The organism is Flavobacterium sp. CHNK8 (genome assembly GCF_019774515.1).
GTDB lineage: Bacteria > Bacteroidota > Bacteroidia > Flavobacteriales > Flavobacteriaceae > Flavobacterium > Flavobacterium tiangeerense.
On the sequence record NZ_CP081492.1, the window covers coordinates 2,429,572 to 2,454,118 of the forward strand.

Below are 24,547 nucleotides of genomic sequence, written 5' to 3' on the forward strand. Positions count from 1 at the left end.
GGCTGTTTTATATCACAGAAACGGCCAAATCCTATTTTTTTATACCAACAAATACCATTAGTTTTGAAATAATAGCCTTCTACTATTTTGAGGCCTAAAAAGAAAAACGCATGCAAAAAATTACAATACTAATTTACTGCCCAGATCAAAAAGCAATTATTGCCACTGTTACTAATTATATTGCCGCCATTGATGGTAATATCGTTTATTTAGACCAGCATGTAGATGCTGATGAAGATGTTTTTTTCATGCGTATTGAATGTGAATTCAAAGCTGAAAATTGGAATCTTGAAGCTATAAAAGCCGATTTTCAAACTGTTATAGCTACACCATTCCAAATGTCATGGGAAATGTACCTGCAAACTGACAAACCTAAAATGGCTTTGTTTGTGTCCAAATATGACCATTGCTTGTATGATATTTTGGGTCGTTATCGAGCGGGCGAATTGCCTCTTGAAATCGCAATAATTATTAGCAATCACCACGATTTAGAAGCAGTAGCACATCAATTTGGAATTCCTTTTTATCATGTTCCTTTTACGAAAGAGATAAAAGATGTAGGCGAAAAACAACAATTGGAATTACTCCTTCAATACCAAATTGATTTTATTGTTTTGGCGCGCTACATGCAAATTATTACTCCAAATCTTATTGCGCAATTTAAAAATCGGATCATCAACATTCATCATTCTTTTTTACCTGCCTTTCCGGGAGCTAAACCGTATCACTCCGCTTTTAAAAGAGGTGTAAAAATCATTGGCGCTACAAGTCATTATGTAACCGAAGAATTAGACGAAGGACCTATTATTGAACAAGATATAGCACGAGTTTCTCACAGTCACTCTATTGATGATTATATCATAAAAGGGCGCGACCTAGAACGAACAGTATTGGCAAGAGCCATAAAATTGCACGCCGAACGTAAAACAATGGTGTATAATAATAAGACGATTGTGTTTGTGTAAAAAAAGCAATAAAATACTGATTTTCAAATTTTTGCATTTTAAAAAAATCATACTTTTGGATTACCAAAATCTTAACTAAAGTCCAACAAAGTAATAACAAAATCTTAACAACGAAATGTTGAGTTCTTCACGACCTTTGTAGAGTAATAAACTGGTTATTTATTATTTTGGTTTTGGTTAGTTAAAGAATTGCTCGTGCACTTGTACGGGCATTTTTTTTACCTTTTATTTTTTAGGAAAGAAAGAACAGCCTCATTAAAAATATTAGGTTGCTCGACGTTGACCACATGACCTGAATTTTCAACTACAAAAAGTTTTGAGGATTTGTTATGACTCTCGACCACTTTACGAACTGATGGTAAAAACATATAATCTTCCTCACCCATTACATATAAAGTAGGGATATTCAATTCAACTTGACGAAACCATTTGAGAACCGGATTGATTTCGGCTGTAAGCTTGAACCACTTGATGAATTCTTTTTGGTACAACTTTTTAGCTTCGTTGATAAACAGTAAGCGAGATTGTTTGTGGCTTTTCTTTGGCATGATTACAAATGCAAAGAACTTGTATAAAACCAAATAAGGCAACACGTATTTAAACATATTCCCCAAGCGCATTAATACTTGCGAGCGAAAATTCATTTTGAGAATGGCACCACCCAAAATCATGCTTTGTACCCGTTCTGGATACATTTCAGCGAGTTGCCTGATTAAAATTGTTCCTAATGATATGCCTACAAAATGGGATTTTTTAATGTGTAAATGATCTAAGACTTCGAGAATATCATTGGCCAAAGCCGAAAAAGTATATTTTTGTTTGAAAGCGGTTTTTAGAGTCGTTTTAGATTCTCCATGACCTCGCAAATCGAGTAGCAAAACATTGTATTGCTTTTTGAAATCTCGAATTTGTTTGAACCAAATAGACGAACTTCCTCCTGCTCCGTGGACAAAAGTAACCCACTGATTGGTGTTTTTATTCTCGTAGATGGTGTAATTGATCACGTTTTTTTTTTTGTAAAAATAGAACTTTAATTTAAAATTTCAACACTGTTTGATGCTAACCTGATTAATATAGGGTTGTAAAATCAAAATAAACCTAATGCCTAAACTGTTGCTATTGAATTATGGATTTTTTTGAAATAATCAAAAGCTTTGACTAATCTGCTTCCATGCCAGGAAAACATTTCGCCGTCAACAAAAATTGTTTTGCCGTGATGGGTGTGAATTCCTATTTCAAAAGCATGCTCCTCTGTAAAAGGAAACGGCTCCGAAGACAAAAAGACAAGTTGGGGATCACCCTCAGAACGTATTTTTGTAATATCAACTTCAGGGTATCGCTCTTTGTTTGAGTATATATTTTCAAAGTGATTTAATTGTAATAATTCATCAATAAAAGTTCCCGAACCAGCTACCATATAAGGGTTTTTCCAAATAAAATAGGCAACTCTTAAAGTAGGTTTATCAGCTATGAATTTTTTAAAATCGCTCCAGGCAAAAGTCAATTTGTCGATCCATTTTTGAGATTCGGTACGGCAATTAAACAGCTGTCCAAAATCTTTAATCATTTGGATATTGTCTTCAATAGTGCAGATATCTGTGACCCAAACGGGAGCAATTTTTTGCAATTCGGCAACTATTTCCTGAGTGTTTTCCTCTTTATTGCAAATGATAATATCCGGTTGCAGCAATCGGATTTTTTCATAATGCACTTTTTTAGTGCCTCCTACTGATTTCTTAGTCGATTTGAAATGATAGGGATGCACGCAAAACTTTGTAATACCAACTATTCTCTCCTCGAGACCTAAATCATACAGCAGTTCTGTTTGAGATGGAACTAGCGAAATAATGCGTTTTGGAGATGACTCAAACGTATGGGAACGACCAAGTTGGTCAATGTATGTTTTCATGAATGGATTCTTGTAAAATGGAATAGAATAAAAGCAAGCAAACGCAATCCTTAACTACTTTAGATCAAGAATTGCATTCATCTCTTGTTGTATTTTTAAAGCTTGTTCACGTGCTTTTTGGGCAAAATCAGTTCCGTTTGATGCATAAATTATCCCTCGAGAAGAGTTAATGAGTAGTCCAATGGAGTCATTCATCCCGTATTTGCATACCTCAGAGAGACTTCCGCCCTGCGCACCAACTCCAGGAACGAGTAAAAAACTATCCGGCACAATCTTTCTAACTTCAGTAAAATATTCGGCTTTTGTAGCGCCTACCACATACATTAAATTAGAACTATTTTTCCAAGTTTTTGAAGTTTCAAGTACCTGCTTGTACAATTCTTGCTGGTTTGTTTGTAGCGTTTGAAAATCAAACGCACCCTCATTTGAAGTAAGTGCTAGCATTATAGTATGCTTATTCTCAAAAGCTAGAAAAGGTTCAACAGAATCTTTACCCATATACGGAGCAACGGTTACACTATCAAATTTTAAGTCTTCAAAGAAAGCCTTGGCATACATAGAAGATGTATTTCCTATATCGCCACGTTTTGCATCGGCAATTGTAAAAATATCTGGATAATTTTCATTGATGTATTCAATAGTTTTTTGTAATGAAGTCCAACCCTTTAAACCATAAGCCTCATAAAAAGCTGTGTTTGGCTTGTAAGACGCTACTAAATCATGAGTTGCATCAATAATGGCTTTGTTGAACTCAAAAATAGGATCTTCAAGAGCGAGTAAATGTTTTGGAATTTTATCTAAATCTACATCAAGTCCTACGCAAAGGAATGATTTTTTAATTCTAATTTGATCGATTAATTGCTGTGTTGTCATATTATAGTAGTTGTGTGGCAAAATTACAAACATCCACATAAAATAATGTCATACCGTAGAATAAAAATTAAATTTTAATCTTTAACTGATGACTCTATAAATTAACCATGGAAAGGAAAGTCAAAAGTAATAAGCCTTAACAAAGCTCAATTTTCTCTTTTACAGCGAGATGTTTTACGAGATATAAGAGTAAATTTAATTTTGAAAAAAATATATAATAGCTTCATTTCTTTGTGTGAAATAAATTAATTTCCTACAAAATAAAAAATAAAATTAACGATTGTTCAATCTAAAAGAATGTACTTAAAATAATAAAGATGTCGTTACCACCCATTCCAATATTTTAAAAACCATACCATTAGCTAAGAAAAAACGTTACTACTAAATATTATTTGATCTAAAAAAAAACCTAAAAAAACATCTTGAAAACCGTGTATTAAAAAAACAAATGTTCCTTTTTATATCTTTACTGTAAATTGACAGTTTATGAAGATACATTTGAAGTTTGATTACGCACAATTAACAAAAAAAATCATCCAAGAAAAACTAACTGATTTGGGTTACAAGTTCAATATCATAGGCTTTGGAGAATTTAATTTTTTAGAAAAAGTACCTTTGGCAAAAATGGAAGAGCTTACCGCCATTTTTAATGAATATGGTATTGATATTGTTGAAAATCAAAAAAGTGTTCTGGTACAAAAAATAAAAGATGCTATTGTAGAGATGGTTCATACGGATAAGGCTTTGAATATAAAAAGCTCGGTCTATATTGCTGAAAAATTAAATTTGAATTATACCTATTTATCGAATGTTTTTTCAGAAGTAACCTATACCTCTATTGAGAATTTTATTATTATTCAAAAAATAGAATTAGCAAAGAACCTGATGATAAAAACCTCACTTAACTTAACTGAAATTTCGATTCAATTAAATTATTCCAGTGTAGCACATTTAAGCACACAATTCAAAAATACAACAGGAATGACACCATCGGCATTTCAAAAAATCATTCAAAAAAGAAGAGAAGTAGTCCAAAAAAACAACTAAAAAAGTATAAATATGAACACAGATTTTATAAATATTTGCCTTGCAGATGATGATGAAGACGATAGATTGTTTTTTACTGATGCGTTTGATGAATTAAAAATAAACACTAAAGTAAGCACCTTTAATGACGGTGTAGAGTTAATGGATTTTTTACACCATCCCGATTCTATTTTACCTAATGTTTTGTTTCTAGATTTGAACATGCCCAAAAAAAATGGCCAAGAGTGTTTACTCGAAATAAAAAAGGATGAAAAATTCAATGATATCGCTGTTGCTATTTATTCTACTTCATCATCTGAAGAGGATATTGAGCTTACCTTTATCAATGGCGCTAACATTTATATTAAAAAACCAAATGATTTTGAGAGACTAAAAAAAATCCTTTCAGAGGTTGTCACTCTTAACTGGCAGTATCATACCTCAGGTTTAAATAAAGATAATTTTTTAATGAGAATGTAATATGAGGTATATTCAATTACATAAATCACCTCTTTTTCTCAAAATAATTTTTATTATTTCAATTGCAATAATATTTTTTATCGGTGGAGTTACTTTTAAACACATAACGGTTTTAAAAAAATCGTCTGACTTTGTGAGTAAAAGCCACGATGTTAATACCGAACTGGAACGCTTAATTTCATTTGTAAAAGATGCTGAAACAGGACAAAGAGGGTATTTATTGACTAAAGATGAAACTTTTCTAAAGCCCTATTTAGAATCTAAAAACGCTGTCAAGAAATCCTTCAATAAAGTTTCTAAACTCACTGAAAATAGTAGAGCCCAACAAGCCAACTTAAAGAAACTACTTTTCTACATCAACAAAAGGCAAAATTATTTATCCAAATCTATTTATTTGACAAAAGATAAAAATTATGACAAAAATGAACTAGCTAAAAATTTAGTCATTGGTAGAAAAACTATGGATTCTATTCGCTCTAAGATAGAGGAAATGATGATTACTGAAAAGGTTTTATTAAACTACAGACAGCAAGAGTATATTTCGACCATGAATTATACGCCATTGTTAATTTATTTAACGCTTATTGTAACACTATTACTCATTACAATAGCTTTTATAAAAATGAATAGAGATTTAGTCTTGTTAAAAAAAACTATCAATACTTTAACCGTTGCTAATGAAGCTAGCAATTTAGCTGAAATTGTAGGGGGGTTTGGTAGCTGGCAATACAATCTTGACAAACAAACTTTTACTTTTTCTGACAATGAATACCGTTTATTAGGTTGTGAACCGCAATCATTTATTGCAAGTAGTGAGTCTTTTTATAAATTTGTTCATCCTGATGATGTAAACTATGTTCGGGAGAATTCTATTAATATCCAATCTGAAGTTAATCTAGCTCCATTTACCTATAGAATCATTCGCAAAGATGGTGAAATAAGATATTTTAGAGCATTAGGTAGAGTTGTTAACGTATCAAGCGGTGAGCGTACATACATAGGTACAACCAGTGATGTTACTGCCGAAGTAGAAGCCAAACAAATGATAGAGCTTCGGAATAGAGACTTAGAAAGCAGCAATAAAGAACTTATGGCTTTTAATTATATTGCAAGTCATGATTTACAAGAACCGTTACGAAAAATAGAAACTTTTTTATCTCGATTAGTGAGCAAAGATTATTCTAATTTATCCCAATCTGGACAGCAATATGTATCTAGTATACAATCGTCTGCAAAAAGAATGCGTGTGCTTATAGATGATTTATTACAGTTTTCTAGAACCAATAAGGGTGAAAAAATATTTGAAAAAACAGATTTAAATACAGTGCTTTCTCATGTTTTACAAGAATTAGCACCAACTATAGAGGATAAAAAAGCGCTTATAACAAGTGATGTATTGCCTACATTTGATGCAATACCTTTTCAAATACAACAATTATTCACCAATCTCATTAGCAATTCTCTGAAATATAGCAAAGAAAATAGTGCAGTTGAAATAAAAATTACCGCTACTACTTGCACTGCTGAGAATGAAGAAAATATTCCTGATACTATTATAGGTTCTGATTTGTATTACAAAATAGTAATTCAAGACAATGGTATAGGTTTTGATCAAGAATATGCTACTAAAATTTTTATTCTCTTCAATAGATTGCATAATAAAAATGAATATTCAGGAACTGGTATTGGCTTAGCCATTTGTAAAAAAATTGTTGAAAATCATCGCGGCTTTATTATCGCAAATGCAATTGTAAATGAAGGAGCTAGGTTTACAGTTTACTTTCCTGTCGTGTCATAAATACATTTGAAAACTGAATAAAAGGTCGTTTTTTTTTTAAAGAACGACCTTTTTTTATGCCTAAAAATCTTTGTTATTTATTTTTTCAAAAAGGGTATTTCAACAACAGTGTAACCTTTCAATTTATAGAATTATACTATTCCAAGGTCTCAACATAAAAATTCTGTAACAATTCTGAAAAGTAATATAACATAGTTTGTGTAAGGTCTTCGCATCTTTGTAAACGAAAAATAACTTTAAAAATCAGTGACAATGAAAAAATTAAATAAAATTTTCACATTAGTAGTATTTGCAATGGGAGCTACAAGTACTTTGCAAGCACAAGAAAATAATGCATCGATAGGAATAAAAGGAGGTTTGAATATGTCTAACTTATACACTGAGGATGTAGATGACAACAATCTTTTAACTGGATTTAATATCGGTTTATTTGCTCAATTACCTATAAGTTCTAGTTTGGCTATTCAACCAGAAATAAATTACACTACAAAAGGTGCTGAGCTACAATACGATACTTTTTTTGCCTCTGGAACAGGGAAGTTTAGATTGAATTACATTGAAATTCCAGTTTTGATAAAGGCAAATTTGACTAAAAATTTCAATGTCCATTTTGGACCATATGCCGCTTTTTTAGTGGACTCAAAAATTACGAATGAAACTGCAAATAATACTTTCAACTTTGAACAAGATATAGATAAAGAAGATCTAAACACGTTTGATTATGGGTTGGCCGCAGGTATCGGATTTGATTTTGACAATTTTGGCATTGGCGCCAGATACAATTACGGTTTAAGCACAGTGGGTAAAGAACGCACCTCTGGAGGGGTAACATACAACTTCCCTGACTCTAAAAACAGTGTATTGAGTATTTATGCAGCCATAAAATTTTAATTTCAACTGATCATTATGAAAAACATCTTATATATAGCAGCTGTACTTTTTGTGGTACTATGGGCTTTAGGTTTTTTTGTATACAATATGGGCAGTATGATTCATTTTTTATTGATTATTGCCGTGATCGCAATACTATTAAAAGTTATTAAAGGATAATATAAATTATAAAAACACCATCATGAAAAATAGTGAAGTAGCATTAGGAATACTAGCTGGATTAGCAGTTGGAACAGTAATAGGTATCTTATTTGCCCCTGCAAAAGGAAGCGAAACCAGAAAAAAAATAGCAGATAACGGAAGTGATCTCAAAAATTTGATTACTGATTCTTCTAGCCAATTGGGAGAAAAAATATCCCAAACTATGGATACCCTAAAATCTGAAACTCAAAATATATTGAGTGTATTGACACAAAATAATACTGACGAAAAGCCAAATTTTGACCACTTAGTCGATATAAACAGAGTCAAATAATTTTAATAATCGGATAGCGTCACACTGTTGAAAAGCAGTGTGATTTTGTCGTTTATAGTATGGAGATAACAATTATAGCTAAAAAAATTACATTTTGCAAAACAACATTACGTCTCTACAATAAACAACCCCAGAATTCACCTAAAAATGCAACTTAAAGATAAGATTTAATAATACCCCCAATGAAAAATTTAAAGAAACACTTCTACTTGTTACTTGTATTAATAATGAGTATTTCGTGTCAGACTAAAAGTGAAAAAAGAATTGAAATTGCAACGAATGATTATATCCATTTTGTTGATTCGGTAACGGAATATAAAAAGGAAGAAGCTCAAAAAAATTGGAAAACTATTGAAAAAGATTTTGAGAAAAAATTAAATACATTGAATCTGAGAATAGATAGTTCCGAAGGCGCATCTGAATTTGAAGGCAAGATAGATTCGGCTACTGATAAGTTTGAAATTTATAGAAAAGCAGTTTTTAAAGGTTATGCTGACCCAGATATTAATCATTACCTAGACTAGAAAAGTAAAAATACATTGATGTACTTAAACACAAATTTATTTGAGTTTACTAGTTTTTCTATTAATTCTAAAATTCTGTTTTTGGAGTTAACTCTTTTTAAATATAATTTGACACCTATAAAAAAAGACCTTACTAGCTATTAGTAAGGTCTTTTTTGACTTTTATAGATCTTATTTTAAAAAACCTCGCTAGCTTCTTTTAATTTCTCCATATTGTTAACTAATGCAAGTTCATCAACAATTTTTTGAATGTCACCATTCATAATATTTCCAAGATCATAAAGTGTTAATCCTACACGGTGATCCGTAACACGTCCTTGGGCATAGTTATAGGTACGTATCTTAGCCGATCTATCTCCAGAACTAACCTGAGAAGTACGTTTTGTTGCATCTTCGGCTTGTTTTTTAGCTAATTCTTGTTCGTATAAACGAGATCTTAGTACACCAAAAGCTTTATCTTTATTTTTGTGTTGTGATTTTTGATCTTGACATTGAGCCACTAATCCTGTAGGAATATGCGTTAATCGCACTGCAGATTTTGTAGTATTTACAGATTGTCCACCTGGTCCTGAGGAACAAAAGAAATCAACGCGTACATCGTTCATATCAATTTGTACATCAAATTCTTCAGCCTCTGGCAAAACCATTACTGTAGCAGCAGAGGTATGTACACGTCCTTGAGTTTCCGTTTGTGGAACCCTTTGCACTCGGTGAACACCGGCTTCAAATTTTAAAGTTCCGTAAACATCTTCACCTGTAACTTCAAAAATCACCTCTTTAAAACCACCAGATGTTCCTTCATTCATATCTACTACTGAAGTACGCCATCCTTGATTTTCACAATATTTTGTGTACATCCTGAATAAATCTCCTGCAAAAATACTAGCCTCATCCCCACCGGTTCCGGCACGAATTTCAACCATAACATTCTTGGCATCTTCTGGGTCTTTAGGAATTAACATGAATTTTATTTCCTCTTCAAGTAGTGGCAAACGCTCTTTAGCTTCATCAAGTTGCATTTTGGCCATTTCGGTCATGTCAGCATCACTATTATCAGCTATAATTTCATTAGCTTCTTCTATGTTTGCCATGATAAGAACGTATTCATCTCGTTTCTCAGCAAGGGCTTTTAAGCTTTTGTACTCTTGATTCAATTGCACATAACGTTTTTGATCTGATATTACATCAGGTTGAATGATCAAATCTGAAATCTCATCAAAACGTTGTTTTACTATTTGAAGTCTATCTAACATTTTATAAATCCTTTTATTGGAGTGCAAAAATACGAAAAAAGTATTCAGTTTGCAAGATGAATCATTGAGATTCAAATGGAGTAACTTACAATAGAATTCACATAAAATTAAATTCCTTTTTTTATTACAATATTCTTAGTTTTAATTAATAGATGCAACATGTGGAAGTTCAGGCTTGATTGATTTTTTTATCTAAAGAAAAAATTCAATTTAAAATCTGTGGTCTCTGTATTTGAAAGTGATTCTTAAAGATATTCTTTCAGGTACTAAGTCCAAAAAATAGACTAGAAACCTCAACTAATTAGATAAAAGGCCGCCAAAATGGTACCTACCTCCAAACCCAAAATAATTGCACAAACTTCAAAGAAGATGTCTGGAGACAAAGATAAATATCTTGAAATAAGACTGGTAAATTATATACCCAAACCAATTACCAAAGAAAAAGTAAGTGAAACATTTGGAAAATGGATGTCCTAAAAGCAAATTAGTATGAAAATGACACACCAATACCACAAGGAGCATTTATCAAACTATGTTGAAAACGCTATTTTGAATTATCATTCATAAAACCAATTATTTCATCAAATCTGGCACTCCAAGGTTTAAAAAATTGCACCACCATAGGAACGTGCTTTTTGTTCAACCGAATCGTTTGCACTTCAGGTTGAAAAGCTTTAATAGCTTTCTCAAAGCGTTGGCTTCCTTCAATAATAGAGGGATAGGTTTTTGTGCCCACATACAATAAAACCGGTGGCGTTTGAGCATTGACATAGTAAATTGGCGAAGCTGCTTTCCATTGTGCAGGATCGGCAGTCCAGGTTGCCAAATAATCGTCTTGATTGGTTGGAGGATATTTTTCGAGATAGTTTTTCATATCGAGTCCAGCCGCATCATTTAAAATAATTCCGGCGACACTCGTAGGTTGTACTCCGTATTTTGGGTTCATCACCGCCAAGGCACCGAGATGTCCGCCTGCAGAATGTCCAGTTATAAAAATTTGGTTTGTATTGCCGTTATATTGACCAATATTCTTTTTAGTCCATTCAATAACAGTTGCAATTTGTTGCGCCATAACATCGTAATTTACCGTAGGACTCAAGCTATAATCTGGTATAACAGCAATAATTCCCCTTCGAGCAAAATTACGACCTAATACATTATAAGTTTCCTTACGCCCGCTATTCCAGTTTCCACCATGCACAAAAATCAAAACTTTAGCGCCTGCTTTATTCACTTTTCGAGGAACAAAAATATTTAACTTTGGCGTAATGCCAGTATTTTCAACCGTAGTTGGTTGGTAAACAATATTAGTAGTCTTTTTGGAGGCACAACTCGTTATCACAAAAACCGATATTAAAACAGTAGGAATTTTAAATAAACGCATCATGTATTTTTTTTTACGAATATACTATTTAAAAAAAACGTATCCATTACCAAGTCTTTAAAATAGGGCTTTAAATTCAGAGTCATTTTCCCTTTCGGTAGATTAAAATCCAAAAAAAACGGTCCATATCAAGCATACAAACCGTTTTTAAGAAGCTTTTAAATTAATTGAACTGCGTTGTCACGTACTCAACTAAACTTTGATCTGTCATTTTATTCGAAGTACTTTCAGTAGCTACTACATTTTTGTACTGAGGTATTTCACTCAAATAATTTATAAATTGCTCCTGAGCAGTTCCTGTTCCTGTTACGTGCAATTCATCTACGTTTTGCATGTGAGCAGTAATACTTTTAAAAAGTTTTCTCAGCTGATCTCTCTCAGCATTGTTAGCGGCATTTTCACTGGTATTGTAGCCTTGTCCGTCAACGGTTTTATGACCTAGTACTAAAAAATCTCCGGAATCTACATTTTCTCTTCCTACAATGGTAGCGTGATGGGAATCCATCCACACTCCAAATTGCTTTTTGTTGTTCTGTGACATGATTATTTGTTTAAGTTATAACACCTTTTGCATCAGCTGTATTTTGCTGATTATTAGCATTCTTATAAAGGTAGCCTATCTATTTTTAATAAAGTTGTATTTAACAAAGTCTTATACTCTCTAAATATTGAAGTCCAAATTCTTAGTTCATATAAACAGTTCTAAAAAATTCAATTTTAAAACAGCAAAGTCGTTAATTAGCTGTCAAATAAAATACCATATCTTCAAATGTATTTCTGTAGCACGGCTACTAACAAGACTTTACAAAAACGGGAATTGTTTGTATCTTTACTACTTAATTAAAAACTACTAATTGTACGATGTACGACTCATTAATACGGTATATCCAAAGCAGAGCTGCAATAGAAAAAGAACAATTGAATTTCATTTGTTCCCGTTTTTCTGCTTTAAAAACAAACCGAAATGAAATTTTAGTACGCTACGACGAAATTTGCCAAAACTATTATTTTGTAAACAAAGGATGCATTCGCCTTTTTACCATCAATAAAGAGGGAATAGAAACCTCTCGCTTTTTTGCTTTTGAAGGAAGTTTTGGAACGGCATTGCCTAGTTTTATTGATCAAAGACCAACTTTTGAGTACTTACAAACCATAGAAAAATCGGATCTACTTGTTATTTCTAGAGCTGATTTTTATCAATTAGTGGACACCATCCCTGCTTTTGCAATGATTTACAGAGAAATTCTAGAGTTGGGTTTCATAACTGCTCAAAAACGAATCTATGGCTTTCAAGGATTTAATGCTTTAGAAAAAGTGCAATGGATTATTGCTAATCAACCTCAGTTTTTGCTACGTGTGTCCAATAAAATGGCCGCCTCCTATTTAGGGATTACGCCATCAACCTTAAGCCGCATTAAATCCAAACTTTAAAAAACGTTGACATAGGACAATCTTTATAACGCTTCTCATTTTTAATTTTGACAAAAAATTAATTATGAAAACAACCGCTTTTTTATATGCACTGCTAATCCCAATATTTGCAGCAGCACAAAATAAATCGCCAACTAACCCTGCGAGTAACCAACTGCCTTTGCAGCAGGAACAACAGTTCACTAAAACAGTTACACAATTAACACTTAAAGCGGCCGTTGCTATTACTGAAAATGCAAGAACAGCTGCTACAGGTTTACAAAAAAATGTCACTATTGCTATCCTTGACAATTCAGGAGAAATATTGATGATAACTCGAGGTGAAGAGGTTGGCCCACACAATACTGAAGCCGCAAGACGAAAAGCGTACACAGCATTATCAACTAAAACACCCACATTATTACTTTCTAGAAATGCCCGAAACAATCCCGATACGCAAAATTTAGCAACACTTCCTGAACTATTATTATTGGCAGGCGGCTATCCGCTATGGCACAACGGGCAAGTCATAGGAAGCATCGGAATTGCCGGCGGAGGAAGTCCAGAAAATGACGATTTTATAGCTAAATCAGGGGCTCTACCAAGTGCTCAAATCACTACATATTAATTCACATAAAAATAAAAAAAATGAAAAATTTACTTTTTAGTTTTCTATTTCTAGTTGCAGCAACTACATCTTACGCACAAAATAACACCTATCAACTATCTAGTCACATCTTAGATATTTCAACAGGAAATCCCGCAGTAGGTGTTCCTGTGGTATTAGAAAAATACGATGAACCTACAAAAGTTTGGTCATATGTCACTGATAAAATTACAGATAAAAACGGACGTATTACCGATTTCTTACCGAACAAAGAAAGCAACAACGGAATCTATAAACTTCGTTTTTTAGTTGACGATTATTTTAAAACTAAAAAAACAGCAAGTTTTTATCCTTTTATTGAAGTAGTATTCCAAATCAAAGATGCAAACCATTATCACGTTCCTATCACACTTTCTAGCTTTGGTTATTCCACATATCGTGGCAACTAATTGTAAGAAGCAGGAATTATATCTTTAGTAGTATTTAGAAATTTCAAACGCTACTTTTCTTTCTGCATAAAGTGTTACCTATAAAGCTTTATTTTTGTATCAATAAAATCTAGATTCGAAACAAAAATAATCCCAATGGAAATAGCTCAAATTATAAAAGAAAAAAGAGGAACCCTAATTGATGTGCGCTCTTACGCAGAATTTACTGGAGGTCATGTTGCAGGATCTTTAAATATTCCGCTCCAAGAAATACCACACAGAATGCAGGAAATTCAAGAACTCACAACTCCATTAGTACTATTTTGTGCTTCTGGTAATAGAAGCGGTCAAGCACAGGTATTACTGACTGCGCACGGAATCGAATGTTATAACGGCGGTTCTTGGCTGGATGTAAATTTTTTACAAGCACAAGCTGAGTAATTACTAAGAAGATCATTACCTTCTATAAAATTATACAATGCAAAAGCCCGCTACTTGCGGGCTTTCTTGTACTATATTGAATCGTCTCAATCAAATTTTTGAAGTATAAAAGGACTTAGTCCTTCAAAGCTGGATAATCGGTATATCCTTTTACTGTATCGGTGTAAAATGTACTTTGGTCTGGAGTGTTCAAAGGAGCATCCGTTTCATAACGCGCTACCAAATCAGGATTGGCAATAAAAGGAACACCATAAGCTACCAAATCAGCATCTCCATCTTCAAGCACTTTAATACCTGTTTCCTTATTGAAACCTTTATTGATAATCAAAGTTCCTTTGTAAAAAGGTCTAAAATGCTTAGCTACTTCAGTTACTGCAAAAGGTACTTCAGATACATCAGTAAAAGGCTCCGTTAAATGAATATACGCCAAACCATAATCATTCAGTTTGTTAATAATGTATTCGTAGGTTGGAATTGTTTCTTCATCAAGCATCATTCCCTGGGCATTGTGCAAGGAAGGATTCAGTCGAACTCCAACTTTTGAGAAATCGATAACTTCTTTCAAAGCATCTAAAATCTCAAAAAGGATTCGGGATTTGTTTTCAATAGGTCCACCGTATTCATCGGTACGATGATTCGAATAACCGTTAAAAAACTGTTGCAACAAATACCCGTTCGCAGCATGCAATTCAACGCCATCAAATCCTGCAGCAATAGCATTTTTTGCTCCGTTTTTAAAATCTAAAACTGTTTGTTTGATATCTTCAATTGTCATTTCTTTTGGCACAACCGTATCTACAAAACCATCATTGGTGTACGCTTTCGCGAAAGGATTCAACGCTGACGGAGCGTGAGGCAATTCACCATTATGTAAATCAGGATGCGACAATCGACCCGTATGCCACAATTGTGCAAATATCGTCCCTCCTTTTTCGTGTACGGCTTTTGTAACCAGCTTCCACCCTTCGGTTTGCGCTTCACTGTAAATTCCAGGTACATTGATAAAACCCACTGCTTTTGTACTCACAAAGGTTCCCTCAGATACAATTAAACCTGCGGTTGCTCTTTGTGCATAATATTCTGACGTAAGTGCTGTAGGAACGTTTCCTTCGTTATTAGAACGACTACGAGTCATAGGCGCCATCACCATTCGATTTTTTAAAACACTATTTCCTAAAGTGTAGGGCTGAAATAAAATTGATTTACTCATTTGATTTGTTTATTTAGTTTAATTTTTTTGTGCACTGGCTTTCAATCCAATGCTTGTGAGTAGCTTCAAAACAGTCTGCACGGCTTCCTGATTATTTCCGCTTATGTCAAAAGAATCGCTTGGAATAGCTTTTGATTCGCAAATATGCACGACTTTCGAAAATGGAAATAAAGCTTGAATTCTTTCAGAAGAATGGCTTTCAAAATCACTACTAAAAGCATTTTCAAAAAAAAGAACCAACTTTCCAGTAGCTACATTTTTAATTTTATTGATACCATTACCATCAATAACCGCATCATTTGAAAGTACAATTACATCAGCCTCCCAACTGGCGTTAGTGGGACAAATCATCATTTCTACATTGGCATTGGGATGTGCTGTCTGAATTTCAGAAAAAACGCTGTTCAACATCGCAGCATTATAATCAAACAGCAAAACAGTATTTGTTTTGGCAATTTGCTTGGCCACAAAAACACTATGGGTTTCTGACAATCCTAATACTGCAACTATTTTTCTTGGTGACATTGTTTTTTATCTACAGTACAAATTTACGGCAGTATAAAAGCAGTATTCCTTGATGTAGCGCAAGAAATTCTATTGATGTAGATCAATTATTTATTCCTTTTCGCGCAAGTGTTTTCGAATTCTACTAAGGGTTTCAGCAGTAAATCCAAGGTACGAAGCCAGCATGTGTTGGGGTACACGTTGTACAATTCCTGGATAGGCTTTCCCTAATTTAATATATTTTTCTTCGGCAGTTTCAGTTAATGTAGAATTGATTCTGGCTTGATTGGCAATGTACGCGTTTTGCAAAAGTAAGCGTTGGTAACGCTCAAACATGGGGATTTGATCCATCAAGGCTTCTCTGGCCTCCGTGGTTAACAACAGTAGTTCCGAATCCTCAAGGGCTTCAATGGTATATATGGAATGACTGTTTGTGAGAAAACTAGACAAATCTGTAATCCACCACCCTTCGATTGCAAATTGAACCGTATGTTCGTTTCCTTTTTCATCCAAAAAATAAGAGCGAAGAATTCCTTTTTCAACAAAAGCATTGTAGATACATACGTCTCCCTCTTGCAACAAAACTTGTTTTTTGCGTAACTTTTTTGGAATAAAAAACGTTTTACACAACTCCATTTCGGCTGGAGTTAGCATCACTTTTTCTTGAAAGCTCTTAAACAATTGGTCAAACATAGTGGCAAGATAGTAAATACCGAAATAATACTAAAAAAATCTTGTCAATAAAACAGCACTACCCTTCATAACTAATGATAAATCTAAAAATGGAACCTGATATTAATCAAATTATCTGATTATATTTGCCGAGTCTAATTTAACACACAAATGAAACCAAACACACAACAATTAAAGGATTTAACAATCCAAGTTAGAAGAGATATTCTTCGAATGGTACACGCAGTCAACTCAGGACACCCAGGTGGTTCTTTAGGTTGTGCTGAATTTCTTGTCGTATTGTATCAAAATATAATGGATCGCAAAGAAGGTTTTGAAATGGACGGAATAGGTGAAGATCTTTTCTTTCTATCAAATGGTCATATTTCACCTGTATTGTACAGTGTTTTGGCACGAAGCGGTTATTTTCCAGTTGCTGAATTAGCGACTTTCCGTTTGATCAACTCCAGATTACAAGGTCACCCAACTACACACGACCATCTTCCTGGTGTTCGTATTGCATCTGGTTCTTTAGGTCAAGGTTTATCTGTAGGGATTGGAGCTGCACAAGCCAAAAAATTGAATGGAGACAATAAAATCATCTACACCCTTCACGGTGATGGTGAATTACAAGAAGGTCAAAACTGGGAAGCCATTATGTACGCGTCTGCCAAAAAAGTGGACAATCTTATCGCAACGATCGATTTAAACGGAAAACAAATTGATGGTTCAACTGACGAAGTTTTAGCTATGGGAAGTATCCGTGCTAAATTTGAAGCTTTTGACTGGGATGTTTTAGAAATCGAAAAAGGAAACGATATCGAAGCTATTATTGCTGGTATGAACGATGCCAAATCAAGAACTGGAAAAGGAAAACCAGTTTGCGTATTGTTGCATACAGAAATGGGTAACGGTGTAGATTTCATGATGTACAGTCATGCATGGCACGGTAAAGCGCCAAATGATACGCAACTAGAAATTGCTTTGGGGCAAAATCCAGAAACTTTAGGTGATTATTAAAAAACGTTCAGTTGCCAGAAATTAGTATTCAGTAGATTAGAGATAAAAAATCAAAATAGGACAATGAAAAGAATCATCTTGATTATCGTAATTCTCATTTATCAAAACGTGCTTTGTCAATCGTTTACATTTGATAGATTTATTGAATACAAAGACAATATGGGTCGGACCTCCATTTTTATGATCAACTCTAAAAACAGTTCATATCATTTTTTTGGAAGTAGTTTTGCAAATGAAATTAAAGGAAGTGTTTTTGATTCTAAGAATAATAACAGGCACCTTTTTTCATTAGTGAATCGTATAAACGCTGTTCAATTTGATTATCTCGACTCCTCTATTGAAAAACCAAGCAAGGTTCCATGTTATGATAAAAACAATATAATTGAAGTAAAAGAAAAACAGCTAGATAGCACATCAAGTAATTTTGCTGTTCTGAAATTCAAAGATAGTAAAAAGAGAAAACCTATTCAAAGTTCGAATATTAAAGCGATTAAATCCGGAATACCAGTTTTTTCACTAATAATGAAACCGTTTTTCTATCATTTTATTTATTGCCAAAAGATAGAATTACCTGAAAATTATTTACCTATTATTGTTGAAATAGATTATTTCAATGGGAATAAAACTAAAATCGAATTGATTCAAAACAAAGAAGTTAATGTTCTTTTATCATTAAATAAAAAAGACATTAAAGTAAGAAATTAAGAAAATGAAAAAATATACAAACACAGGAAGTAAAGATACGCGCTCAGGTTTTGGAGCGGGAATGACTGAACTAGGTCAAAAAAACGAAAATGTGGTAGCACTTTGTGCCGATTTAATAGGTTCTCTAAAATTTGACGATTTTAAGAAAAACCATCCAGAGCGTTTTTTCCAAATTGGAATTGCGGAAGCGAACATGATCGGTATTGCGGCAGGGTTAACTATAGGAGGAAAAATCCCTTTTACTGGAACTTTTGCTAACTTTTCTACAGGAAGAGTGTACGATCAAATTCGTCAATCAGTAGCATACTCTGAGAAAAATGTAAAAATTTGTGCTTCTCACGCTGGATTAACTTTAGGAGAAGATGGTGCAACACACCAAATCCTTGAAGATATCGGATTAATGAAAATGCTTCCAGGAATGACTGTAATTAACACTTGTGATTACAACCAAACCAAAGCGGCTACTTTAGCTTTAGCAGATCATAACGGACCTGCATATTTGCGTTTTGGTCGTCCAGTTGTGCCTAACTTTATGCCTGCTGACGAACCGTTCGAAATTGGGAAAGCCATTGTTTTAACGGAGGGATCTGATGTTACAATTATAGCTACCGGACATTTAGTTTGGGAAGCTTTACAAGCTGCTGAAACCTTAGAACAACAAGGAATCTCTGCTGAAGTAATCAATATCCACACGATCAAACCATTAGATGAAGAAGCGATATTGAAATCATTGGCAAAAACCAAATGTATTGTTACCGCTGAAGAGCATAACATTTTAGGTGGTCTTGGCGAAAGCGTTTCAAGAGTGTTAGCCTTAAACAGTCCTGCTCCACAAGAATTTGTTGCGGTAAATGACAGTTTTGGTGAATCAGGAACTCCAGAACAATTAATGGAGAAATACAAACTGAACGACTTAGCTATTGTGGAAGCAGTAGAAAGAGTAATGAAAAGAAAATAATCTTTTCGATTTATTCCATAAAAAAACCAGACCCGGCGGTCTGGTTTTTTTTTATGTCTTTTATTTTCTAGTTACATTTAACTAAATGTCTTTTTATTCTTGCTGGATTGGTTGTATTACCATCACAACTTGGTATGTCTGCAAATGGAATTAGCTTTCCATTAACTGTAATTTCAGTTCGTGTGCTTATTCCATCAGCATCGTCATCTGTGTCTTGAAAATTAGGTATACCATCCTTATCGGTATCATCTGCATAACGAATAGCATCTGCAGGTGGCGTTGGATACGTTGTAGTATTGCTATAATTAGTCATATATCTATTACCATCTAAATCCTCAAGATAATCAGCAATCCCGTCGTTATCAGAATCTATTCTATTAATTTCATACAATTTAATACTAAACACTAACGGGGCATAAGCAGGAATACTATTTTGTCCTTGTGCATAGTAACCTAAACCTGAAGGAATAAAAAGAATTCCAGCTCCAAAATCACTGTATGAAACAGTACCGTCAGGATTTGACGTATAAGTTCCAGTTTTAAACTCTGGAAACGACTGTCCCCAACCTGCAATTGTCGATGATAAGTTAAAGAAAGTTTGTGGATTATTTGATTCCTCAAAGAAAGTCGCCCCAAGTGTATTTACCTCAGCTACTTTAGTTCTAGATAAATATTCTCCTCTGTAGGCAGTTAAAACACCATCAGTATTGGTAGGTGAAACCCCAGTTCCTGCTCTTAAAACAACATAATACAACTTATAAGTTACACCATTTCTAAGTACGTCTCTGCTTAGTAATTTTGGGAAAGTGGAACTGTTTAAATAAGACCAAATAGATGGCTGATTGCCTCCAGTAGGAATTTTTGAGATTTTGGTAACCACATCAGGGTTTGTATCCTCTATATAATATGTTTTTAAATACTCTTCAATATCCGCAATATCAGTAGCATACTGAACTGCATATTCTCTTGGCGGGGTAATAGGGGCAACTTCGTCTTTGGAACAAGAAAATAAAGACACAGTTGTAATTAATAGAAAAAAATAATACTTAAATTTGTTCATTATTGCTAATTTTTAAGTGCGCAAGATACAATATTGATTGATTTTTGTAAACTATTTAACTCCGATTTTAGAAATTTTATGAGAATAGATAAATATTTATGGTGTGTCCGGTATTATAAAACCAGAAACATGGTTACCGAAGCCTGTAAAAAGAATCACGTAACCGTTAACGGACAAGTAGCCAAACCCTCAAAGGAAGTTTTCCCTACTGATAAAATCACCTTTAGAAAAGATCAAATCACGCAAATTATTACGGTGCTTGACGTGCCCGAAAACCGCGTAGGTGCAAAATTAGTAGACATGTACCGCCGAAACGATACACCCGCCGAAGTTTACCAACATCTTGAACTTTTGAAATTATCAAAAGAGCATTACCGAAAAAACGGAACCGGAAGACCAACTAAAAAAGACCGCCGTGATATTGATGAATTTGGTAATGAAATAATCACCGATGATGAAGAGGGAGAATAGTAGTAAGTAATACAATAAAACATTAGTTAACTTCTGTAAAGCTAATAACCGACCGTAAAATTTGAATGCAGAATAAGTGACAAATAAAATCAGATAAAATATCAAATAACATTTGCCAGCCTTGGCTCCCTCCCTTTCGGGGAGGGCTGGGGAGGGGAAAACAAATTTTCAAATAATGAGCAAAAACATCATCTTGAACAATCAGGAAATTGAACATAAAATAAAACGAATTGCCTATCAAATCTACGAAACCTTTGTAGATGAACAAGAAATTGTCATTGCTGGAATTGCAAGTAACGGTTTTACTTTTGCCAAAAAAATAGCAGCAGTACTAGAAACTATATCGCCACTAACGGTTACGCTTTGCGAGGTACAAATTAACAAACAACATCCGCAGTCCCCTATTCATACCTCGATAACCCAAGAACAGTACACCAATAAAGGTTTAGTACTTGTTGATGATGTATTAAATTCAGGTACTACTTTAATATATGCTGTCAAACACTTTATAGATGTACCACTGAAAAAATTTAAAACAGCAGTCTTGGTGGATCGAAATCACAAAAAGTACCCTGTAAAAGCCGATTTCAAAGGTATTTCACTATCTACGTCACTTTTTGAGCATGTACAAGTTGTGTTTGACGAAAACGGCGACAATTACGCTTACTTAAGCTAACAAAGCAATAATATCAGCAACCGTTTGTTCGATAGATTTTTCATCTACCACCACTTTATATTGAGCTTGATTGTAATAAAAGCTTCTATCGAACAAGTGTTTTGCGATAAACTCTCTCATCTCCTCTTCGTTTTTACTCGCAATAAGCGGTCTTTTGCTTTTATTTTGATGTAATCTTTGAAATAAAGTCTCGATCGAAGCTTTTAAATAGATCGAAAAAACGTTTTCCCCTTTAAAAAATTCATGATTATTGGCATAACAAGGCGTTCCTCCGCCCAAACCGATGATCATTTCCTCTGTTGATTGCATCAAATCGGCAAAAACTTCATGTTCTATTTTGCGAAAATAGATTTCTCCATGCTTTTCAAAAATAGCATTTATAGATAAATTGAGTTTTTTTTCGATCATTTCATCCAAATCTACGAAAGGGACTTGAATACTTTTGGACAATATATTTGCAATAGTGGACTTCCCGCAGCCCATATAACCTAATAATATGATTTTTTTCATCTTAATAAAACCTTACAAATTAAGGGGTTGAGTTTTTTTCTTTAAAAAAGACAAATTTATAATAAAAATGCTTGCAATTATCCGAAATTAGTTCTTATATTTGCACCCGCATTCAAGGAAAGAATATGACTCGATAGCTCAGTTGGTAGAGCACATCACTTTTAATGATGGGGTCCTGGGTTCGAGCCCCAGTCGGGTCACAATTTTAGTGATCAACACATAATTTTCTTGAAAGCATTGACTCGATAGCTCAGTTGGTAGAGCACATCACTTTTAATGATGGGGTCCTGGGTTCGAGCCCCAGTCGGGTCACAAAAGGTCGAGTAATTTATTACTTGGCCTTTTATTTTTTTAGGCCACGTGGAGAAACGGTAGACTTGCCATCTTGAGGGGGTGGTGCTCGAAAGGGCGTGTGGGTTCAAATCCCACCGTGGTCACAAATAAAACCCAACAACTTCTTATAGAAAGATATTGTTGGGTTTTTTATTTAATAATTCTTCGATATTTTCTCTACACTATTTATTTGTCTTTAAAACTTATTTGACAAAAATCTCCTTTAATTGCCCAATAATGTTTCCACCGCCAGAAATAGTAATTTCACCAATTTTATCGGCAATTTTCTCAACATATTCCATTTCTTTCAATTTCCACAACATTTCGTTTTCTTCCATTAATTTAGCAGTATTCAACAAACTTCTTGTAGAGGCTGTTTCTTCACGTCTCATAATGCTATTAGCCTGCGCTTTCTTTTCTGCAACTAAGACCTGATTCATAATTTCTTTCATATCACCAGGTAAAATTACATCTCTTATACCAGCATCAGAAACTACCAACCCTAAATCATTGCTTTTTGCGGTCACTTCTGCTAAAATAGACGCACCAATAGTATCTTTTTTGCTCAATAATTCATCTAAAGTAAAACCGCCTACAAAAGCTCTTAAAGCCAATTGTATTGCTACATACAATTGTTTTTCAAAATCTTTATTAGCCACCAACGCTTTCAAAATATCAGTTACTTGGTATTTAACAAAGAAATTAATTCTCAAACCCGCTTTGTCTTTGGTCAATAATTCTTGACCAGAAATTTCCAATTGTTGCATTCTAACATCGACCGTTTTAACCTCAACAGGAATTGCATTATTCCAAAAGTAATATGTACCAGCAGTCAATTCTTTAGTAAAGGCACCATTTACAAATAACAAGGCTTTCTCATGACTCATGACTTGAAACTTTCTAGTAAATAATTTTACTTTTGTGTTTTCTAACAAAGTCATCGCAATTTGCTCTGTAATGTGTACTTTAGACAAATCAGCTTTGATAAATTTATTGTCTGCATAGCCTCTCCAAAAAGCATATCTGCCTGTGGTCAATACTTCTTTAAAAATGCCATTTACAAAGTACAAAGCGATTTCGTTATCTGCTACTTCAATTATTTCCAACATAGAAGCCAAGACTTCATTTTGCAATAAAAGATTCAATTCTACTGGAGAAACAAAGGATTGTTTCATTTCGTAAATGCTTGCTTCTTTGTTACCAAACAACCAGTATTTACCTTCATTCAACACTTCGATTAATTTTCTATTTTCAAATACCAAACCTACTTGGTATGCCTCAATTTTAATTCTTTTCAACATCATTTCTATTTATTACAATTATTATACTTTTTTTAAATAAGAAAACGTTTTGCCTTTGTCCTTATAAAAAGACGGAATGTAAAATGTTTCGTGTTTCTTTAATTTGGTTTTTGATTCTATATTATTTTTCAATATTGTATTTAAAACCTTCAAATCTTAAAGCAAATCAATGTCGCAAAAAACGAGTTTCATATTCAGGTCACTTCATAAGTGTAAAACTTGAACACTAATTGTTTTTTTTACTAACAAAGACAAATCAGTTTTCTTTGTGTCATTCTTTTTAAGAGTGAATGATCTCTGGAATACAGATTTTAAGTCTGTAAAATCTACATTAAAAGTGTAGCACTCTACCAATTGAGTTATCACATCAAGATGTGAGAAGGACTCGAACCTTCACTTTCTATTGTTCTAACCGAGCTGAACTATCACAACATAACATTGTGAGTGGGATTCGAACCCACGACCCATAGTGTGTGACAATTTTTTGGAAAACCATCAAAACCTCCAAATCAAGTTGCATAGTAAAACAGAATACTTCCCAGTACTATTTACCACAATGGTGCTATACAGAAACACACAACAGGACTTGTTTGATATTATAATGCAATGAACTTATTTATTACTTCAACAAATATTCAAAACCAACTACGCAGTTATTTTGCA

The 24,547-nt window shown here is 33.7% G+C and carries 30 protein-coding genes and 3 tRNA genes; 21 read left to right on the plus strand and 12 right to left on the minus strand.

Annotation, left to right across the window (positions count from 1 at the left end; all coding sequences use genetic code 11):
- Positions 1-110: 110 nt before the first annotated feature.
- Positions 111-965, plus strand: a complete 855-nt coding sequence (gene purU, locus K5V07_RS10415) for a formyltetrahydrofolate deformylase (RefSeq protein ID WP_221917438.1) — start codon at positions 111-113, stop codon at positions 963-965.
- A 218-nt stretch (positions 966-1,183) separates the two neighbouring features.
- Here purU and K5V07_RS10420 read toward each other — a convergent pair whose 3' ends face one another.
- From K5V07_RS10420 to pyrF, 3 genes are all read right to left on the minus strand, one after another.
- Positions 1,184-1,969 (minus strand): alpha/beta fold hydrolase, encoded by a 786-nt coding sequence (locus K5V07_RS10420; RefSeq protein ID WP_221917439.1) that lies wholly within the window; start codon positions 1,967-1,969, stop codon positions 1,184-1,186.
- A 101-nt stretch (positions 1,970-2,070) separates the two neighbouring features.
- Positions 2,071-2,874: an ABC transporter substrate-binding protein gene (locus K5V07_RS10425; protein ID WP_221917440.1), complete on the minus strand. Its 804-nt coding sequence runs from the start codon at positions 2,872-2,874 to the stop codon at positions 2,071-2,073.
- Between the two features lie 54 nt (positions 2,875-2,928).
- Positions 2,929-3,747: an orotidine-5'-phosphate decarboxylase gene (gene pyrF / locus K5V07_RS10430; RefSeq protein WP_221917441.1), complete on the minus strand. Its 819-nt coding sequence runs from the start codon at positions 3,745-3,747 to the stop codon at positions 2,929-2,931.
- A gap of 486 nt (positions 3,748-4,233) precedes the next feature.
- On the opposite strand from pyrF, the gene K5V07_RS10435 reads away from it, so the two are divergent.
- The 7 genes from K5V07_RS10435 to K5V07_RS10465 all read left to right on the plus strand — a co-directional run bounded on the left by K5V07_RS10435 (position 4,234) and on the right by K5V07_RS10465 (position 8,941).
- Positions 4,234-4,794, plus strand: a complete 561-nt coding sequence (locus K5V07_RS10435; protein ID WP_221917442.1) for an AraC family transcriptional regulator — start codon at positions 4,234-4,236, stop codon at positions 4,792-4,794.
- Between the two features lie 12 nt (positions 4,795-4,806).
- On the plus strand, positions 4,807-5,253 hold the full coding sequence (locus tag K5V07_RS10440) for a response regulator (RefSeq protein WP_144892888.1): 447 nt from the start codon (positions 4,807-4,809) through the stop codon (positions 5,251-5,253).
- Positions 5,254-5,386: 133 nt separating this feature from the next.
- A complete protein-coding gene (locus tag K5V07_RS10445; RefSeq protein ID WP_221917443.1) occupies positions 5,387-7,051 on the plus strand; it encodes a CHASE3 domain-containing protein in 1,665 nt (554 codons plus the stop codon).
- 252 nt (positions 7,052-7,303) lie between these two features.
- Complete coding sequence (locus tag K5V07_RS10450) at positions 7,304-7,942, plus strand: porin family protein (RefSeq protein ID WP_221917444.1); 639 nt, start codon at positions 7,304-7,306, stop codon at positions 7,940-7,942.
- A 15-nt stretch (positions 7,943-7,957) separates the two neighbouring features.
- A complete protein-coding gene (locus K5V07_RS10455) occupies positions 7,958-8,101 on the plus strand; it encodes a lmo0937 family membrane protein (RefSeq protein WP_144892894.1) in 144 nt (47 codons plus the stop codon).
- Positions 8,102-8,123: 22 nt separating this feature from the next.
- Positions 8,124-8,417 carry a YtxH domain-containing protein gene (locus K5V07_RS10460; protein WP_221917445.1) on the plus strand — a complete coding sequence of 98 codons (294 nt, stop codon included), beginning with the start codon at positions 8,124-8,126 and terminating at the stop codon, positions 8,415-8,417.
- Between the two features lie 227 nt (positions 8,418-8,644).
- Complete coding sequence (locus K5V07_RS10465; protein WP_221917446.1) at positions 8,645-8,941, plus strand: hypothetical protein; 297 nt, start codon at positions 8,645-8,647, stop codon at positions 8,939-8,941.
- A 176-nt stretch (positions 8,942-9,117) separates the two neighbouring features.
- On the opposite strand, the gene prfA is transcribed toward K5V07_RS10465, so the two are convergent.
- Positions 9,118-10,194, minus strand: a complete 1,077-nt coding sequence (gene prfA, locus K5V07_RS10470) for a peptide chain release factor 1 (RefSeq protein ID WP_158728148.1) — start codon at positions 10,192-10,194, stop codon at positions 9,118-9,120.
- 321 nt (positions 10,195-10,515) lie between these two features.
- Between prfA and K5V07_RS10475 the strand changes: the two genes are divergently transcribed.
- On the plus strand, positions 10,516-10,671 hold the full coding sequence (locus K5V07_RS10475; protein WP_221917447.1) for a hypothetical protein: 156 nt from the start codon (positions 10,516-10,518) through the stop codon (positions 10,669-10,671).
- Positions 10,672-10,738: 67 nt separating this feature from the next.
- Here the strand turns inward: K5V07_RS10475 and K5V07_RS10480 are convergent, their stop codons facing one another.
- Together K5V07_RS10480 and K5V07_RS10485 are read right to left on the minus strand one after the other, a co-directional pair.
- Positions 10,739-11,581 (minus strand): alpha/beta hydrolase, encoded by an 843-nt coding sequence (locus tag K5V07_RS10480; protein ID WP_370632477.1) that lies wholly within the window; start codon positions 11,579-11,581, stop codon positions 10,739-10,741.
- Between the two features lie 160 nt (positions 11,582-11,741).
- On the minus strand, positions 11,742-12,119 hold the full coding sequence (locus K5V07_RS10485) for a hypothetical protein (RefSeq protein WP_221917448.1): 378 nt from the start codon (positions 12,117-12,119) through the stop codon (positions 11,742-11,744).
- A gap of 320 nt (positions 12,120-12,439) precedes the next feature.
- On the opposite strand from K5V07_RS10485, the gene K5V07_RS10490 reads away from it, so the two are divergent.
- The 4 genes from K5V07_RS10490 to K5V07_RS10505 all read left to right on the plus strand — a co-directional run bounded on the left by K5V07_RS10490 (position 12,440) and on the right by K5V07_RS10505 (position 14,464).
- The gene (locus K5V07_RS10490) at positions 12,440-13,009 is read left to right on the plus strand and encodes a Crp/Fnr family transcriptional regulator (RefSeq protein WP_221917449.1); all 570 of its coding nucleotides are present in this window, start codon (positions 12,440-12,442) and stop codon (positions 13,007-13,009) included.
- A 64-nt stretch (positions 13,010-13,073) separates the two neighbouring features.
- The gene (locus tag K5V07_RS10495; protein WP_221917450.1) at positions 13,074-13,616 is read left to right on the plus strand and encodes a heme-binding protein; all 543 of its coding nucleotides are present in this window, start codon (positions 13,074-13,076) and stop codon (positions 13,614-13,616) included.
- A gap of 20 nt (positions 13,617-13,636) precedes the next feature.
- A complete protein-coding gene (uraH, locus tag K5V07_RS10500; RefSeq protein ID WP_144892907.1) occupies positions 13,637-14,044 on the plus strand; it encodes a hydroxyisourate hydrolase in 408 nt (135 codons plus the stop codon).
- 135 nt (positions 14,045-14,179) lie between these two features.
- A complete protein-coding gene (locus tag K5V07_RS10505; protein WP_144892909.1) occupies positions 14,180-14,464 on the plus strand; it encodes a rhodanese-like domain-containing protein in 285 nt (94 codons plus the stop codon).
- Positions 14,465-14,579: 115 nt separating this feature from the next.
- Here the strand turns inward: K5V07_RS10505 and K5V07_RS10510 are convergent, their stop codons facing one another.
- The 3 genes from K5V07_RS10510 to K5V07_RS10520 form a co-directional block, all read right to left on the minus strand.
- The gene (locus K5V07_RS10510; RefSeq protein WP_221917451.1) at positions 14,580-15,674 is read right to left on the minus strand and encodes an alkene reductase; all 1,095 of its coding nucleotides are present in this window, start codon (positions 15,672-15,674) and stop codon (positions 14,580-14,582) included.
- Positions 15,675-15,692: 18 nt separating this feature from the next.
- Positions 15,693-16,199 carry a hypothetical protein gene (locus K5V07_RS10515; RefSeq protein WP_221917452.1) on the minus strand — a complete coding sequence of 169 codons (507 nt, stop codon included), beginning with the start codon at positions 16,197-16,199 and terminating at the stop codon, positions 15,693-15,695.
- Positions 16,200-16,289: 90 nt separating this feature from the next.
- On the minus strand, positions 16,290-16,871 hold the full coding sequence (locus K5V07_RS10520; protein ID WP_221917453.1) for a Crp/Fnr family transcriptional regulator: 582 nt from the start codon (positions 16,869-16,871) through the stop codon (positions 16,290-16,292).
- A 150-nt stretch (positions 16,872-17,021) separates the two neighbouring features.
- On the opposite strand from K5V07_RS10520, the gene K5V07_RS10525 reads away from it, so the two are divergent.
- The 3 genes from K5V07_RS10525 (at position 17,022) to K5V07_RS10535 (ending at position 19,533) form a co-directional block, all read left to right on the plus strand.
- Positions 17,022-17,870, plus strand: coding sequence for a transketolase (locus K5V07_RS10525; protein ID WP_221917454.1), 849 nt, complete (start codon positions 17,022-17,024; stop codon positions 17,868-17,870).
- 63 nt (positions 17,871-17,933) lie between these two features.
- Positions 17,934-18,575, plus strand: coding sequence for a hypothetical protein (locus K5V07_RS10530; RefSeq protein WP_221917455.1), 642 nt, complete (start codon positions 17,934-17,936; stop codon positions 18,573-18,575).
- Between the two features lie 4 nt (positions 18,576-18,579).
- Positions 18,580-19,533 carry a transketolase family protein gene (locus K5V07_RS10535; RefSeq protein ID WP_144892918.1) on the plus strand — a complete coding sequence of 318 codons (954 nt, stop codon included), beginning with the start codon at positions 18,580-18,582 and terminating at the stop codon, positions 19,531-19,533.
- A gap of 67 nt (positions 19,534-19,600) precedes the next feature.
- Here the strand turns inward: K5V07_RS10535 and K5V07_RS10540 are convergent, their stop codons facing one another.
- Positions 19,601-20,593, minus strand: coding sequence for an FKBP-type peptidyl-prolyl cis-trans isomerase (locus tag K5V07_RS10540; protein WP_144892920.1), 993 nt, complete (start codon positions 20,591-20,593; stop codon positions 19,601-19,603).
- Positions 20,594-20,671: 78 nt separating this feature from the next.
- Between K5V07_RS10540 and K5V07_RS10545 the strand changes: the two genes are divergently transcribed.
- Positions 20,672-21,064, plus strand: a complete 393-nt coding sequence (locus K5V07_RS10545) for an RNA-binding S4 domain-containing protein (protein ID WP_144892922.1) — start codon at positions 20,672-20,674, stop codon at positions 21,062-21,064.
- A 175-nt stretch (positions 21,065-21,239) separates the two neighbouring features.
- Positions 21,240-21,740, plus strand: coding sequence for a phosphoribosyltransferase family protein (locus tag K5V07_RS10550; protein WP_144892924.1), 501 nt, complete (start codon positions 21,240-21,242; stop codon positions 21,738-21,740).
- On the opposite strand, the gene K5V07_RS10555 is transcribed toward K5V07_RS10550, so the two are convergent.
- Complete coding sequence (locus tag K5V07_RS10555; protein ID WP_182650754.1) at positions 21,732-22,250, minus strand: shikimate kinase; 519 nt, start codon at positions 22,248-22,250, stop codon at positions 21,732-21,734. The genes K5V07_RS10550 and K5V07_RS10555 overlap by 9 nt on opposite strands.
- A 127-nt stretch (positions 22,251-22,377) precedes the next feature.
- Here K5V07_RS10555 and K5V07_RS10560 point away from each other — a divergent pair.
- From K5V07_RS10560 to K5V07_RS10570, 3 genes are all read left to right on the plus strand, one after another.
- Positions 22,378-22,450 (plus strand) — tRNA-Lys (locus K5V07_RS10560).
- Between the two features lie 39 nt (positions 22,451-22,489).
- Positions 22,490-22,562, plus strand: a tRNA-Lys gene (locus tag K5V07_RS10565).
- Positions 22,563-22,604: 42 nt separating this feature from the next.
- Positions 22,605-22,687 (plus strand) — tRNA-Leu (locus tag K5V07_RS10570).
- 99 nt (positions 22,688-22,786) lie between these two features.
- Here the strand turns inward: K5V07_RS10570 and K5V07_RS10575 are convergent.
- The gene (locus tag K5V07_RS10575; protein WP_221917456.1) at positions 22,787-23,884 is read right to left on the minus strand and encodes a slipin family protein; all 1,098 of its coding nucleotides are present in this window, start codon (positions 23,882-23,884) and stop codon (positions 22,787-22,789) included.
- Positions 23,885-24,547: the final 663 nt, after the last annotated feature.

What these genes read in the sequence shown, in the direction of transcription:
- purU (WP_221917438.1), top strand. Translation starts at nt 111, where the DNA reads ATGCAAAAAATTACAATACTAATTTACTGCCCAGATCAAAAAGCAATT.
- K5V07_RS10425 (WP_221917440.1), bottom strand. Translation starts at nt 2,874, where the DNA reads ATGAAAACATACATTGACCAACTTGGTCGTTCCCATACGTTTGAGTCA.
- pyrF (WP_221917441.1), bottom strand. Translation starts at nt 3,747, where the DNA reads ATGACAACACAGCAATTAATCGATCAAATTAGAATTAAAAAATCATTC.
- K5V07_RS10435 (WP_221917442.1), top strand. Translation starts at nt 4,234, where the DNA reads ATGAAGATACATTTGAAGTTTGATTACGCACAATTAACAAAAAAAATC.
- K5V07_RS10440 (WP_144892888.1), top strand. Translation starts at nt 4,807, where the DNA reads ATGAACACAGATTTTATAAATATTTGCCTTGCAGATGATGATGAAGAC.
- K5V07_RS10450 (WP_221917444.1), top strand. Translation starts at nt 7,304, where the DNA reads ATGAAAAAATTAAATAAAATTTTCACATTAGTAGTATTTGCAATGGGA.
- K5V07_RS10455 (WP_144892894.1), top strand. Translation starts at nt 7,958, where the DNA reads ATGAAAAACATCTTATATATAGCAGCTGTACTTTTTGTGGTACTATGG.
- K5V07_RS10460 (WP_221917445.1), top strand. Translation starts at nt 8,124, where the DNA reads ATGAAAAATAGTGAAGTAGCATTAGGAATACTAGCTGGATTAGCAGTT.
- K5V07_RS10465 (WP_221917446.1), top strand. Translation starts at nt 8,645, where the DNA reads ATGAGTATTTCGTGTCAGACTAAAAGTGAAAAAAGAATTGAAATTGCA.
- prfA (WP_158728148.1), bottom strand. Translation starts at nt 10,194, where the DNA reads ATGTTAGATAGACTTCAAATAGTAAAACAACGTTTTGATGAGATTTCA.
- K5V07_RS10475 (WP_221917447.1), top strand. Translation starts at nt 10,516, where the DNA reads ATGGTACCTACCTCCAAACCCAAAATAATTGCACAAACTTCAAAGAAG.
- K5V07_RS10480 (WP_370632477.1), bottom strand. Translation starts at nt 11,581, where the DNA reads ATGATGCGTTTATTTAAAATTCCTACTGTTTTAATATCGGTTTTTGTG.
- K5V07_RS10485 (WP_221917448.1), bottom strand. Translation starts at nt 12,119, where the DNA reads ATGTCACAGAACAACAAAAAGCAATTTGGAGTGTGGATGGATTCCCAT.
- K5V07_RS10490 (WP_221917449.1), top strand. Translation starts at nt 12,440, where the DNA reads ATGTACGACTCATTAATACGGTATATCCAAAGCAGAGCTGCAATAGAA.
- K5V07_RS10495 (WP_221917450.1), top strand. Translation starts at nt 13,074, where the DNA reads ATGAAAACAACCGCTTTTTTATATGCACTGCTAATCCCAATATTTGCA.
- uraH (WP_144892907.1), top strand. Translation starts at nt 13,637, where the DNA reads ATGAAAAATTTACTTTTTAGTTTTCTATTTCTAGTTGCAGCAACTACA.
- K5V07_RS10505 (WP_144892909.1), top strand. Translation starts at nt 14,180, where the DNA reads ATGGAAATAGCTCAAATTATAAAAGAAAAAAGAGGAACCCTAATTGAT.
- K5V07_RS10510 (WP_221917451.1), bottom strand. Translation starts at nt 15,674, where the DNA reads ATGAGTAAATCAATTTTATTTCAGCCCTACACTTTAGGAAATAGTGTT.
- K5V07_RS10515 (WP_221917452.1), bottom strand. Translation starts at nt 16,199, where the DNA reads ATGTCACCAAGAAAAATAGTTGCAGTATTAGGATTGTCAGAAACCCAT.
- K5V07_RS10520 (WP_221917453.1), bottom strand. Translation starts at nt 16,871, where the DNA reads ATGTTTGACCAATTGTTTAAGAGCTTTCAAGAAAAAGTGATGCTAACT.
- K5V07_RS10525 (WP_221917454.1), top strand. Translation starts at nt 17,022, where the DNA reads ATGAAACCAAACACACAACAATTAAAGGATTTAACAATCCAAGTTAGA.
- K5V07_RS10530 (WP_221917455.1), top strand. Translation starts at nt 17,934, where the DNA reads ATGAAAAGAATCATCTTGATTATCGTAATTCTCATTTATCAAAACGTG.
- K5V07_RS10535 (WP_144892918.1), top strand. Translation starts at nt 18,580, where the DNA reads ATGAAAAAATATACAAACACAGGAAGTAAAGATACGCGCTCAGGTTTT.
- K5V07_RS10540 (WP_144892920.1), bottom strand. Translation starts at nt 20,593, where the DNA reads ATGAACAAATTTAAGTATTATTTTTTTCTATTAATTACAACTGTGTCT.
- K5V07_RS10545 (WP_144892922.1), top strand. Translation starts at nt 20,672, where the DNA reads ATGAGAATAGATAAATATTTATGGTGTGTCCGGTATTATAAAACCAGA.
- K5V07_RS10550 (WP_144892924.1), top strand. Translation starts at nt 21,240, where the DNA reads ATGAGCAAAAACATCATCTTGAACAATCAGGAAATTGAACATAAAATA.
- K5V07_RS10555 (WP_182650754.1), bottom strand. Translation starts at nt 22,250, where the DNA reads ATGAAAAAAATCATATTATTAGGTTATATGGGCTGCGGGAAGTCCACT.
- K5V07_RS10575 (WP_221917456.1), bottom strand. Translation starts at nt 23,884, where the DNA reads ATGTTGAAAAGAATTAAAATTGAGGCATACCAAGTAGGTTTGGTATTT.